Origin of the sequence: Streptomyces sp. NPDC004629 (assembly GCF_042873595.1) — a bacterium.
GTDB lineage: Bacteria > Actinomycetota > Actinomycetes > Streptomycetales > Streptomycetaceae > Streptomyces.
Window position 1 is genome coordinate 133,111 of sequence record NZ_JBIALO010000008.1, and the last position, 12,699, is coordinate 145,809.

At 65.8% G+C, this 12,699-nt stretch carries 12 protein-coding genes; 6 read left to right on the forward strand and 6 right to left on the reverse strand.

Annotation, left to right across the window (positions count from 1 at the left end; translation table 11 throughout):
* Nucleotides 1-14 precede the first annotated feature (14 nt).
* Both ACFYTE_RS14325 and ACFYTE_RS14330 read right to left on the reverse strand, forming a co-directional pair.
* Nucleotides 15-884 carry a fumarylacetoacetate hydrolase family protein gene (locus ACFYTE_RS14325; RefSeq protein ID WP_388709331.1) on the reverse strand — a complete coding sequence of 290 codons (870 nt, stop codon included), beginning with the start codon at nucleotides 882-884 and terminating at the stop codon, nucleotides 15-17.
* A 46-nt stretch (nucleotides 885-930) separates the two neighbouring features.
* Nucleotides 931-1,512, reverse strand: coding sequence for a VOC family protein (locus ACFYTE_RS14330; RefSeq protein ID WP_388709333.1), 582 nt, complete (start codon nucleotides 1,510-1,512; stop codon nucleotides 931-933).
* A 417-nt stretch (nucleotides 1,513-1,929) separates the two neighbouring features.
* Between ACFYTE_RS14330 and ACFYTE_RS14335 the strand changes: the two genes are divergently transcribed.
* The 5 genes from ACFYTE_RS14335 to ACFYTE_RS14355 all read left to right on the forward strand — a co-directional run bounded on the left by ACFYTE_RS14335 (nucleotide 1,930) and on the right by ACFYTE_RS14355 (nucleotide 7,824).
* Nucleotides 1,930-3,270 carry a hypothetical protein gene (locus ACFYTE_RS14335; RefSeq protein ID WP_388709335.1) on the forward strand — a complete coding sequence of 447 codons (1,341 nt, stop codon included), beginning with the start codon at nucleotides 1,930-1,932 and terminating at the stop codon, nucleotides 3,268-3,270.
* The gene (locus tag ACFYTE_RS14340; protein ID WP_388709337.1) at nucleotides 3,267-4,436 is read left to right on the forward strand and encodes a thiolase family protein; all 1,170 of its coding nucleotides are present in this window, start codon (nucleotides 3,267-3,269) and stop codon (nucleotides 4,434-4,436) included. Before ACFYTE_RS14335 ends, ACFYTE_RS14340 begins: the two co-directional genes overlap by 4 nt.
* A gap of 15 nt (nucleotides 4,437-4,451) precedes the next feature.
* Entirely contained in the window at nucleotides 4,452-6,095 is a 1,644-nt protein-coding gene (locus ACFYTE_RS14345; protein WP_388709339.1) for an AMP-binding protein, read from the forward strand.
* Nucleotides 6,096-6,407: 312 nt separating this feature from the next.
* Nucleotides 6,408-7,085 carry a TetR/AcrR family transcriptional regulator gene (locus ACFYTE_RS14350; RefSeq protein ID WP_388709341.1) on the forward strand — a complete coding sequence of 226 codons (678 nt, stop codon included), beginning with the start codon at nucleotides 6,408-6,410 and terminating at the stop codon, nucleotides 7,083-7,085.
* 91 nt (nucleotides 7,086-7,176) lie between these two features.
* Nucleotides 7,177-7,824, forward strand: coding sequence for a TetR/AcrR family transcriptional regulator (locus tag ACFYTE_RS14355; RefSeq protein WP_388709343.1), 648 nt, complete (start codon nucleotides 7,177-7,179; stop codon nucleotides 7,822-7,824).
* A gap of 51 nt (nucleotides 7,825-7,875) precedes the next feature.
* Here the strand turns inward: ACFYTE_RS14355 and ACFYTE_RS14360 are convergent, their stop codons facing one another.
* The 4 genes from ACFYTE_RS14360 to ACFYTE_RS14375 all read right to left on the reverse strand — a co-directional run bounded on the left by ACFYTE_RS14360 (nucleotide 7,876) and on the right by ACFYTE_RS14375 (nucleotide 11,610).
* A complete protein-coding gene (locus ACFYTE_RS14360; RefSeq protein ID WP_388709345.1) occupies nucleotides 7,876-8,334 on the reverse strand; it encodes a Zn-ribbon domain-containing OB-fold protein in 459 nt (152 codons plus the stop codon).
* Complete coding sequence (locus ACFYTE_RS14365) at nucleotides 8,331-9,494, reverse strand: thiolase family protein (RefSeq protein WP_388709347.1); 1,164 nt, start codon at nucleotides 9,492-9,494, stop codon at nucleotides 8,331-8,333. Before ACFYTE_RS14365 ends, ACFYTE_RS14360 begins: the two co-directional genes overlap by 4 nt.
* Nucleotides 9,491-10,561 carry a hypothetical protein gene (locus ACFYTE_RS14370; RefSeq protein ID WP_388709349.1) on the reverse strand — a complete coding sequence of 357 codons (1,071 nt, stop codon included), beginning with the start codon at nucleotides 10,559-10,561 and terminating at the stop codon, nucleotides 9,491-9,493. Before ACFYTE_RS14370 ends, ACFYTE_RS14365 begins: the two co-directional genes overlap by 4 nt.
* A gap of 83 nt (nucleotides 10,562-10,644) precedes the next feature.
* Nucleotides 10,645-11,610 carry a PDR/VanB family oxidoreductase gene (locus ACFYTE_RS14375; protein ID WP_388709351.1) on the reverse strand — a complete coding sequence of 322 codons (966 nt, stop codon included), beginning with the start codon at nucleotides 11,608-11,610 and terminating at the stop codon, nucleotides 10,645-10,647.
* A gap of 177 nt (nucleotides 11,611-11,787) precedes the next feature.
* Here ACFYTE_RS14375 and ACFYTE_RS14380 point away from each other — a divergent pair, with 177 nt between their 5' ends.
* Nucleotides 11,788-12,681: a cyclase family protein gene (locus ACFYTE_RS14380; protein ID WP_388709353.1), complete on the forward strand. Its 894-nt coding sequence runs from the start codon at nucleotides 11,788-11,790 to the stop codon at nucleotides 12,679-12,681.
* Nucleotides 12,682-12,699: the final 18 nt, after the last annotated feature.

Genomic DNA, 12,699 nt, shown 5'->3' on the forward strand with positions numbered 1-12,699 from the left:
GAGCGACAGAGCAATCAACGGCCAGGGCCGGCATAGAAGCGATGCTTCATCGAGCCGATTCCCTCGACATAGGTCAGCAGTTCGTCGCCAGGCGCGATAAGGCGCTTCGGGGTGCGAGTGAAACCGACTCCGGCCGGGGTTCCGGTGAAAATCAGGTCCCCCGGCAAGAGGGGGAGCACGGAGGAGAGGTAGGCGATGATCCGCGGGACCGAGAAGATCATTTCACGGGTCCGCGCCTTTTGCAGCTGCTCACCGTTGAGGCGGCATCCGATCTCAAGGTCGGAGGGGTCCTCGAACTCGTCCAGGGTCACCACGGCCGGTCCGATGGGCGAGAACTTGGGGAACGACTTCGCCAGGCTGAACTGCGGAGGATGGGGCGGGCCCGTCTGCAGCTCCCGCTCGGACAGATCTTGCCCGATGGTCAGCCCGGCGACGTGGCACCAGGCATGGTCGGCCGAGACACGTTCGGCCCTCTTGCCGATGACGGCCACGAGTTCCGCCTCGTAGTCGACCGCCCCAGCGGGCAGGGGGATCTCGTCGTACGGGCCGGCGACCGATGTCGGAAACTTGGTGAAGACCATCGGCGTCGCCTCAGGGGCGTCGAGGCCGCCCTCGGCGGCGTGGTCTTGGTAGTTGAGGCCGATGGCAAAGATCTGTCGGGGTTCCGGAACGGGCGCGGCCAGCTCGGTCTCGTCCAGTGCAGGACCAGAAGCCTCATGGGGTTGCAGGCCGGGCTCCTCCGCGGCCCACGCTACGAATTCCTCCCATCTTGTATAGACGGCTTGGGGATCCGCGTCGAAACGCCCGCGGCTGACACGCTCTACGTCCACGACCCGGCCGTCGACGACTACTGCGAGACGGCCCTCACCACTCACCACGCGCACGAGGTGTCGCTCCTCAACTATTCAGATTGCACTGGGCAGTTGCCGGTCACGCAGGCGCAAACAGCCGGGCCATCGGGTCCGAGTAGGGGGAACCGGATTCAGCGGCCCAGCTGCGGGTCGTCAGCTCCTCGACGGAGGCACCTGACTGCAAGGCCTCGACCATCTTCTGCGGGTCGAACGAGGGACCGACGGGGTCCGCCGCGTATTCGACCCCGGTCATGTATGCGGTCGCGTCCTCGGGCCGGGCGAAGTTGTCGATCTGCAGCTCCACCGTGTTCCCGTCGGGGTCACGGTAGTAGAGCGAGGTGGTCACCCCGTGCTGGATGGGTACCCGTGGCTCGATCCCCGCTGCGCGGAGGTCCTCGAACTTCTCAAGCAACGCTTCCAGGGTGGGGAAGGTGAACGCGCTGTGCTGGAGCCCGACCGTGAACGGGGTCCGCTCGACCCATGGCTCGGCCGGCGCCCCGACGAGCGCGATCCGATGGTGCTCCTCATCAAAGGTCAGGAAGCACATGCCCGGGTTCTCGTACACGATGTCGGCGCCCAGGACAGTCCTGTACCAGTCGCGCATCTCGGCGACCCGGTTGGTCTGCAGCACGATGTGCGCGAACTTCGGAGTGGCAGTCATCTTCGTCCTCATGTCGTTGGTTTGAGGATCACCGGAGCAGCGGCGCCCACTGTGACGCGGCTTACGTAGCCAGCTGAGCGATGACGTTAAAGTGGCGTTGAGCGGAAGTCAATGAGCGGCACTCAATGAAATTTCCACGCGCCTGCAGGCTCTCGACAAGGCGATCAACGCTACTGTTGACGGCAATGCCGTGCGTCGTTACCGTCCTGAGGAATTGGCGGCCACGCCCGGTTCGCCCGCCATGGATCCGTTCTCGGTAGGGCTGGAACACATGCACGACAGCACCCGCCCGTGGACCAGCCAGTCCGCCGCTACAGACCGTCCGCGCCTCCGCTCAACGTGCGCGGCGCAAACCGATCCGATTGTCCGAACGGGAGTGCCGCATCACAGCCGCCCCGCCACAGAAATGAGCTGATCGTGCCCGCTCCGTCCCGACCTGCTGTGGTTGCGGCAGGAAGTTATGCGCCACCCTTCTCAGTCCGGCGTGGCCGCCGCCGGATCCTTGTCGCCAATGGTGATGAGGATGCCGTCACCCTGGCGATAGAGGCTGCAGACGACTGCCTCGCCCGGTACGAGGGCCCCGTTGACGAGCTTCATCTGGCTCTTCCCCGTCCCGAACTGATCAACGGCCCGCAGGTCGAGATCGTCCGCGAGGCGATCGGGCTCGATGCGGGTGTCCCCGTCTCGGTCAGCGCGGGAGACTCGCTGGCCGGGCTGGCGGCACTGGCTGCGGCCACCGATGCGGTCCGGGCCGGCCGCGTGCGCTCGGTCCTAGTCGTCGCAACGGAACCCGGAGACGGCGAGCGGGTCTCGGCAGGGTCCGTGGCCCTGATGGTGGCAGGATGCGACACGCCCTCATTGCGGCCGGCGACACAGCGCAGCAGTGGAGACGTCGTGTACGGCAACTGGGTTGACGGCAACGGTGGCCGGCATCCCGGGGACAGCCGCTACATCGAACAATGCGTCACACATCATGCTCGCTCTGCTGTGGCTGCGCTCGACGGAGCAGAGGCGCCACCGCCCGCCGCCGTGACCGGTGTGGCCGCAGCAGCGGTTTCCGCTGCCTTCGGAAACGGCCTCTGCACCGTCCTCCCCGATCGTGGCGTGGCCGGCCCGCTTCTGGCCATCCTTGTGGTCGGAGCCGCTACGACGGAGTCGGCGGCTCCCACCGTCGTCGCGACGACAGCGAGCCGAGCTGTCGCAGTCGGCGTCGAGATTGAGGCGGGCGCTCCTCTCCTTGTCCGGGACCTCCCGGGAGAGATTCCGGAGCTGCCTGAGCCGATCGATGTCCACGCATCGCCGCCCCTCTCCCTGCCAGGCAGCTCACCGTTCTTCCAGCGGTCCGCGCGTGAGCTGCTTCGGTATGAGGGTGGCCGCTGCGGCCGTTGCGGCCACGTGGTCTTCCCGCCTTCACAGCGCACGGTCTGCCCGGCGTGCCATGGCTACCGATTCACGCCGGTCCAACTGAGTCGGACCGGCAGTGTCTATACCTTCGTCGTCAACCGGTTCCTCCCGACAGGTTTCGGCAGCGACATGATCCTCGTCCTCGCAGAGATGGACGACGGCTCACGGTACTGGGCGCCGACATCCGGCATGAGCCCGGACGTGGTCAGTATCGGGGCGCGTGTCGACCTCCGGTTGCGCCGATTCACCGACCATGGCGGCGCCCCCGTCTACGCCATGAAGTTCGTCCTGCCACGCACCGCATGCGGTGCGGAATCCGCGGGAGCCACAACAGAGTCGAGGGATGTCGCGTGAGGAACAAGGTAGCCATCGTCGGGGCGGGAATGACACCGTTCGGCGAGCACTTCGCCCACGGGCTTGAGCAGCTCTCGGCGGCCGCATACCGGTCGGCACTCGCCAGCGTCGACAAGGGAATCGATCCGACGGATATCGACGCCGGCTTCTTCGCCAACGTGATGGGCAGCCTGGGCGGGAACGAGATCCCCTCCGGCGCGACCCTGGCCAACGCCATCGGACTCCCAGGGCTCCCGGTGAGCCGGATCGAGAACGGGTGCCCGAGCGGCAGCGACTCCGTCCGGATCGGCGCGATGGCCGTGGCGTCGGGCATGCACGACATCGTCGTGGTCGTCGGTGCCGAGAAGCTGCGCGAACGGCCCCCCAAGGAGAGCCTGCTTGAGAGCGGGCGGGTAGGCCATCCCATCCTGTCCTATGCGAACACCGCGGCGACGATCTTCGCTCCGCAGACAGCCCGGCACATGCACGAATACGGCACGACTCGCGAGCAGCTCGCGATGGTTGCGGTCAAGGCTTGGGACAACGCCGCACTGAACTCCCATGCCCAGCGTCAAGGGTCCATCACCGTCGACGACGTCCTGAACAGCCCCCTGGTGTGTACTCCGTTCAACGTGCTGGACTGCTGCCCGCAATCCGATGGCGCCGCGGCGGTGGTGCTGTGCCGGGCGGATATCGCACACCGGTTCACCGACTCCCCCGTCTACATCGCCGGTGTGGGACTCGCCACCGAAGGACTCTATTACCACGAGAAGACCCGCATGACCGGCTGGGACTGCACCCGGTTGGCTTCCTCACGCGCGTATGAGATGGCCGGGGTGACCGCACGGGACCTCGACGCAGTCGAGTTGCACGACTGCTTCACCGGTACCGAGATCATGACCTACGAAGATCTCGGCCTCTGCGCGGAAGGCGCCGGCGGGAAACTCATTGAGTCCGGTGAGACGACCCTGCACGGACGGATCCCGGTGAATCCCAGTGGCGGTCTGCTCGCGAAGGGACACCCTGTCGGGGCTACGGGCGTGGCTCAAATCGTCGAGCTCTTCGACCAGTTGCGAGAGCAGGCAGGCGCCCGGCAGGTCTCGCTGCGCAACGGCAAAGCACTCCAGCACAACGTCGGCGGCTATTCCGTCGGCATCTCCGTTGTCACTGTCCTGTCCCGGGACTGAACAGAGAGGGTCACGATGGCTCACCTCAGCACGTCAGATCTCCGTCGGCTCGTCGATGCCGACGGAGATCTGCGTCGACTCGTGGAAGACAGGGCCGAGCGGTACGCAGACGCCACGTTCCTGCGGTTCGGCAGCATGGACCTGTCGTACGGCGAGATCGACTCCCTTGCTGATCGTGCTGCTCAGGGCCTGATCGCGGACGGAATCGGGCGCGGCGACGCTGTGGCGATCATGATGCGGAACTCTCCCGACTGGCTGGCCGTATGGTTCGGCGCCATCAAGATCGGGGCGATGATCGTGCCGGTCAACGTCGCGCTGCGCGGTGACGGCCTGGTCCACGTTCTCAATGACTCCCGGGCAGCCCTCGTGGTCGTTGACGCCGATCTGTTGCCTCAGTTGCAGACCGTACTGAGGGAACTCGCCCATGTGCGACGCGTCGTGGTGCGTGAAGCCGGTGGCAGGACCGGCCATGGCACCGGGCACACCGATATCCGGGAGTTCCTCGACCGCCCGTCCATCCGGCCACCAGTGCTTGACCTGCGCAGCAAGGATCCCGCGACCATCCTCTACACTTCCGGGACCACAGGTCCGGCCAAGGGTTGCCTGCTGCCACACGGCCAGTACATCGCCGCTTCACATCAGATGGCCATCAACCTGGAGTACGACACCTCCGACACCTTGTACTCATGTCTGCCGTTGTTCCATATCAACGCACAGAACTATTCGGTGCTTTCGGCTTGGACAACCGGCGCGACGATGGCCATGGATGCGACGTTCACTGCGTCCGGCTTCTGGCGACGGATCATTGATACCGGCGCCACCTCGTTCAACATCATCGGTAGCATCCCGCAAATACTCTGGAACCAGCCGCCTTCTGAGTTGGACCGGAAGCACAAGGCCCGGGTCGCCTTCGGGGTCCCGGTGCCGCTGGAGATCTGGGAGCAGTGGGAGGAACGTTTCGGGGTGCGGATCGTCTACGCCTACGGGATGACCGAAAACGGGCTGCCGACACTCTTCCCTTACGCGAACACCCCGGCGCCCGCCCATCTGCGAGGATCGGGTGGGCAGGCCAGTGCAAGTGCCGAGGTCGCGATTGTCGATGACAACGACGATCTCGTTCCTGCCGGGACGGTCGGTGAGATTGCCACCCGTCCGAAGATCGCCAACACAATGATGCTGGAGTACTTCGGCCAGCCGAAGACAACGGTTGAGGCAACACGCAACAGCTGGTTCCACACCGGCGATCTCGGCTACCTCGACGAGGACGGGTACCTCTTCTACGTCGACCGCAAGAAGGACGCGATGCGCCGACGAGGGGAGATGGTGTCGAGCTGGGACGTCGAGTCCGTCGTCCTCAAACATCCGTTGGTGGCTGACTGTGCTGCGTACGGAGTTCCCTCTCCACTAGGAGAGGAAGAGATCATGATCACCGTCGTGACAGAGCAAGGCACCGGCTTCGAACCCACTGTGCTGCTGGATTTCTGCCGCGAGCGGATGGCTCCGTTCCAGCTACCGCGCTATATCCGGGTCGTCGAATCGCTTCCGAGGACCCAGACCCAGCGAGTCGAGAAGTACAAGCTGCGTGCAGAGGGGATCACGGCAGACACCTGGGATGCGACGGTGGTGTCGCAGGCGGCACCCTCGAATGTCGCCATATGAGCACGGGCTCGACCAGCCGTAGTGGCAACGACGGCCTTCAGACACCCGTCATCCTCGACGCCGGTCATTGAGGCAGGTGTCTGAGGTGGCTACGCAGTGTCGGGCTGCCAGCTAGAAGATCGATGGCCTTCCATGTCGAGGCGGCCACTGCCGGCCCCGCGACTTCGGCTGCACAGCCGACTCCGTCGCGGGGCTTCGTGGTGCCCGTAGAACGTTCTGACTCAGCGAGCGTCGTACGGCAGCCGACCGCAAGTCGCTCCTCCGGAGCTATAGTCGACTGTGACAGGTGACCGCAGATGACCAGGAGGTACCGTGGAGAGGCCCGAGCCGTCGGCCCCACGGGTCTCGGTACGTCAGGCCTCGGCTGAGGAGAGCAGACGCAAACTGCTCGATGCTGCTTTGTTCCACTTTTCCCGCCGTGCCTTCGACGAGGTCACCGCTGCGGAGATCACCAGCACCGCCGGTGTCGCGAATGGTCTGCTCTTCCACTACTTCCGGAACAAGAGGGGCATCTACCTAGAGGCACTCGCGGAGGCCACCCGTCGCCTTGAGGCCGCGCACGATACTGATCCAACGGCAGAACCCGGCCTACAACTGCGCCAAGTCCTGCGCCAGCACCTCATGCATCTCACCGAAAACAAAGACCTCGCGATCAACGTAATCCTCGCCCGCAACACTGTCGGACATGACGCGTCGGACCCCTTCGAGCTCACGAGGTGGGACACCATCGCCTGGGCCTGCAAGATCCTGGACCTGGATGCCGACCATCCTGCGCTGCGTCTGATGTGGAGGTCGTTCGGCGACGCTTCGGACCAGCTGACTGTCAGCCTGCTGCAGGCCGGCCACTCCTACGCCATCGAGTCACTGGTCGAGGCGCTCGTCGAACTCCTGGTGGGTGCACTACAGGGTGCTGCACGACTGGCCCCTGAGCTCGATGTCGAGAAGGCGGTCGCCGAGCTGCGGCGTCACTCGCCCTCTTCGAACACATAGGGGTCGTTCGTGCCGGCGACGCCGACCACCGCTGCGAGTTCGATGGCACCAGTCAGACACCCACCCGGCTGCGGGTGGATAGACTGCGCCAATGACACGGAGTGGTATTGGTAAGCGGCGTACAGCTGCTTTGCGCGACGGTGGAGAGAGCTACACCCAGCGTCGCAATGAGATCATAGCGGCGGGAGCGGAGGTCTTTCGTGAGCGGGGCCTGGAAGCCTCCAGTCTGCGCGACGTAGCCGCCAAGCTCGGCACCGACCGGGCCTCACTCTACTATTACGTGGCCAGCAAGAACGAGTTGTTCCAGCTGGTCACGCAACGGGCCGTCGAAGAGGTCGTCGTATCGGCGGAGGCCGTCGCCGCCGAGGAAACCGACCCCGTGGCGCGTCTGCGCAAGCTCGTTGTGACAACGGTCCAGAAGTACGAGGACCACTACCCATACATGTTCGTATACATCCAAGAGGACATGAACCGGCTCGGCACCGACACTCTCGATGAGGTCTGGGCACGTACCATGGTCCAGCTGGGACACAGGTTCGATGAAGCCCTGCTGAGGGTCCTCAAAGACGGCATGGACTCGGGGGTTTTCTCCATCGCCCATCCGCGCATCGCGCTGAATTCCGTCATCGGCGCAGTCAACTGGACGCACCGGTGGTTTCGGCCGGGTCGCGACCTCAGCGGCGCCGAGGTAGGCGAACACATCGCGACAACGCTCCTCAATGGGCTCGTCGCCCACTGAACGACAGGCAGTCACCGCGGCGCGCGGCGCGCCATGAGCGCGCCGTACGCGTCAGATCGGCCGGAAGTGGAAGTCCGTGATCCGGCCACGGGGTACGTCGTCGAACACCACGGCGACGCGGTTCTGTTTGAACAAGAAGCTGCCGGCGGCGTCTGTATCGGTGAGGTCGATGCCGCGGACGAAGTTCAAGACGGCCGAGTCGGCGCCGTCGAGCGTGACGAAGGCGATGGCCAGGGGAGGCTCCGGGAGCCCCGGAAACTGGGTCTGAATGATGGCGAATGCCTCGATCGTGCCCTGAAGCCCCACCGGTTCCCAGCCGCCGGTCTCGACGTAACAGGCGTCGCAGTACGAGCGGGCGGGCACGAGCAGGCGGGCGCATGACGGGCAGCGTCGCCCCAAGATCCTCTTGTTGTCGCGAAGTTCCGCAAAGAAGCGGCTCGCGGTCTCCCCCGCAAAGTACTGGTAGTCGAAGTTCCAGTTGCCGGGCAGGACCAGAAGGTCGTCGCTCATGGTGTCTCGCTTCCTAGAACGCAGACGGTTGAGAACTGAGTGGCGCCTCCCTGGCCCGTTGCGAGCGCGAGGCGAGCCCCGTCCACCTGACGCTGCCCGGCGAGCCCACGCACTTGGAGCGCGGCCTCAGCGATGCGGACCAGTGCGGTGGCCGACACAGGGTTCGCGGCCTGGGCACCGCCAGATGGGTTGATCGACAACGGGATATCGCCCGTAATGGCGCGTTCGACGAAGTCGAGGTTCCCTTCAAGAGGGCACAGGCCAAGGGCCGGATACGCCATCGCCTCGATGATGGCGAAGGGCGCTTGGAGTTCCAGAACGTCGATCTGTGCTGCCGGGTCCGTGACCCCCGCCTCCCGGTACGCCTGCTCGGCGGCTCGGCGCAGTGGCACCATCTCGATGAGACTCCCCTCAGGCCGGTTCATCCGGTCGCCCATGGCATAGGTGTCGCTGAAACCTGCCGTCCCGTGGATCCAGGCTGTTGACCGTGACCGGGCCAGGTCCCCACGTGCCACAACCACGGCGCAAGCGCCCTCGGACATCGGGCAGGCTTCGTAGAGATGGATCGGCCACGCGAGGACCGGCGAGTCGAGTACGTCCTGGACACTGCGCGCCTTGGCACCGACCACCAGGGGGTTCAGGGTCGCCTGGGTGAAGTTCCGGGAGGCGATCCCGGCCCAGTGGGCGCCTGTGAAGCCGTACCGCTTCATGAGCATCGTTGCGCGCAGCGCAGCCATCGTGATGGTGGTGAGGACGAAGTCCTTCTCATAGATGGGGTCGAAGATGGTGTTGAAGACGCTTTGGGCTGTTGTGGCCTGGCCCATGCGTTCGAGGGCCACGACGAGGACGACGTCAGCGCGGCCTGCATTGATCATCGTCTTGGCAGCCAGCAGTGCCGACGCCCCGGACGCCCCACCGGTGTGGACGTGAAGGTATGGCTTGCCGGGCAAGCTGATCGCAGCCTTGTCGATGTCGGCGACCCCGCTCAGCGCATCGGGGGCAACCGCGCCGATGACGCAGTCGATGGCGTCGGGTTCGATGCGCGCGTCCGTCAGCGCTTCGGTCACCGCCACTCTGACCAGCTCACCGGCTGACAGGTCCGGATGGCGCCTGCGGTAGGGCGTCTGCCCAATCCCGATGATGCCCAGTGCGTCAGTCATTCGGCCTCGATGATCAGGGCCGTCGTCGTCTGCGACGCGACGGCGGAGCCGGCCGCCACCAGGGCCACGGTCGGCCGGGGCGCCAGCTGTCTGGGCCCGGCGTCCCCACGGAGTTGATGGACGGCGTGGACAAGGCGGAGAAGCCCGCTGCAGGGGTAACAGTCACCTGATGCGGATCCTCCGGACGGATTGATCCAGTCGTTGGCCGCGTAGGCGTCCAGGCCCTCACCCGCCTCGGCCAGGCCGGCGGCCTCAAGGAGCATGATCTCCTCAAAGAGGGTGGGCCCGGCCAACTCGGCAACGCGAACCTCCCACGGATTCCGGCCTGCTTGCTCAAAGGCAGCCCGGGCCGCAGCCTGAGCACCGACCGGTGTGGCAAGGTCACGGTCGCCCAGCCGGGAGGCCTCCGTCCCATGCCCCGTACCGGTGATGCGCGGGCCGCCGGCCGAGCCGAGCACGATGGCCGCGGCCACATCGGCAGTGACAGCGAGTTCAGCGGAACGGAGTGGGTATACCGGGTCGGGCGCCCGTACCTGATCCAGCAGCGTCCCCGTCCTTGCCCTGCGCTGCCGCGCCGCTATTGCCGCCAGCCGTGACGTGGCGCTGTACCGCTGTAGATATGCGGAAGCGCGGAGCGAGGAAACGATCCCGTCCGATATCCCCAAGGGTTGTTCGGTGAACGGATCGAACGATACACGCGAGGCTCGTTCTGGATCTCCCTCGCTGGCACGCCCCCAGGAAGCGACCACGACCTTGGATGCCTCACCCGCCTGCACCCGCGCGGCCCCTATCGACACGGCCACCAGGGCGTCGTCCGAGACCCGGATCTCGTCCCGCAGGTACGCCCCGGCGGCGGGGCCTGTGATCATGCTGGACAGCCCGCGGCCGTCGATCAAGTCGTGGCCGGCGATGACGATGCCATCAATGTCGCCCATGGTGCACCCCGCATCGGCGAGGGCGTCGCTGACGACGTCGAAGATCACTTCAGACAGGGATCGGCTGGTGTCGACCGGTGTGGTTCGCGCACTGACCCCGTCCACCGTGACGCTCATCAGTGAACTCAACATGTGAGCATCCTGGCATCCACTCAACCCGCAGTCAACATGTGTGTTGACGGCACTCATGGGGCCACCGACACCGGCGCCGCCGGTCAGACGTCGAGAACGAGTCGGTTTCCCCGACAGCGGGACACGCAGATCATCATCGTGTTGCCGTGCGCACGTTGCTCGGCCGTCAGAACGGAGTCGCGATGGTCAACCAGACCTGACAGCACAGGCGTTTCACACGAGCCGCAGGTGCCTTCCTCGCAGCCGGCAGTCACGAAAGCACCCGCCTCCTCGGCAACACTGAGGATGGAGCGGTCCGCAGGCACGACAACCGTCACGCCGGTCTGCGCCAATTCGACCTCGAACTCACTGTCCTGAGCGTCCGGATCGCGCTGGACCGGGGCAAACCTCTCCACGCGCAGGCTTCCCGCCGGCCAGGCCTGCGCCTGGTGTTCCACCGCCGCCAACAGAGGGCTGGGGCCACAGCAGTAAATCAGCGTGTCAGCCGCCGGGTTGCCGAGGAACCCATCCAGGTCCAAAAGTCCGAACTTGTCCTGGGGTCTGACAAGGACCCGGTCGCCGTAGCGCTCCTGCAGCTCGCTCGCGTACGCCATCGTGCCGGCGGACCGGCCGCCGTACAGCAGCTGCCACTTTGCGCCAAGAGACTCCACCACGGGCAACATGGCACGGATGGGCGTGATCCCGATGCCACCGGCGACGAACCGATATCGCGCCGCCGGGTCGAGAACGAAGTGATTACGCGGGCCGCCGACCGAAATGGCGGATCCCACGTCGAGCTGCTGGGAGATCTCCTCGGATCCACCCCGCCCGGCCGACTCCCGCAGAACCGCGATCTCCCATATCCGGGGATCGTCGCCATCACCTGTGAGGGAATACTGGCGCACCCGGCCGGACGGGAGGATCACATCGATGTGGGCGCCAGGCTGCCAGGCGGGAAGCGCGGTGCCGTCCCTGCGCCCCAGCAGCAGGCAGATGACGCCGTCCGCCAGCTCGTACCGGCCTTGAATCACCAGGTCGAGCCCGGTCTCGGCAACAGCAGTGGTAGTCATGGCCCTCATCGCAGTCGCGTACGCACCCGTTGTCGTGCTGGAGCCCGGCCACCGGCCGCCTCCAACCCGTATCGGCCCTTCTGAAACCGACCAGGATGACCGAGCGTAGGCGCAAGCACAGTAAATTTGTCAACACCCATGTTGACTACCGTCTCTGCGGGAGGGCACCATGCGAGTGTGAGCAATGTGCGAGAGAACCCCGCGGCAGACGATCACTGGGGCCGCTGGGGGCCCGACGACGAGATCGGTGCGGCCAACGAGATCGGGTCGCAGGCGACAAGACGAGGCCTTGACGCCGCGACTTCGGGAACCGTGATCCCCCTTGCTACGCCCATTCGCAACGGGCGTGGTTTTGGTCTCGTCGGTCGCACACCCCCCGCACACTTCATGCTGCGCAGCGGAAGCGATTACGCGGCCGGCCTGCCGGAGCGCGGCGGCTTCGGGTTTGCCGACGACGTGGTCACGATGCCGACCCACGGTTCCACCCATGTCGATGCGCTCAGTCACGTGTGGTGCGAGGGGCGCATGTACAACGGATACACCGCTGACAGCGTGACCAGCCGCGGCGCACGGCACCTGGGGATCGACAAGATGCCGCCGATCGTCACCCGTGGTGTCGTCGTGGATACGGCGCCCGGCGGCGTGAGGTCCGTCGATGACCCCGTCGGGCCAGAGGAGCTGGCCGATCTGCTGGCCCGTGCCGACGTCGAACTGGCCCCGGGGGACGCTCTGCTGGTCCGCACCGGGTGGCTCTCCGCCGCGTTGCGCGGTGAGGCCGACGGGACGAGCTGGCCCGGTCTGGACCGTACATGCGGCTCCTGGCTCGCCGAGAGGCGGATCGCGCTGGTGGGAGCCGACAATCCCGGCGTGGAAGTGTTTCCTTCCACCGACCCAGGGTGCCAGGTGCCGCTGCACCTGGCGCTCATCCGCGGTTGTGGCGTCTACTTCGCGGAGTTGATGGCCCTCGACCCCCTGTGCAAGGCTGGGCAGGCGTGCTTCCTCTTCGTTCTGTCACCGCTGCCGATCGTGGGCGGGGTCGGCAGCCCGGTTTCCCCCGTGGCTGTCCTGTGACCCGGGGAGCGCTTGCCT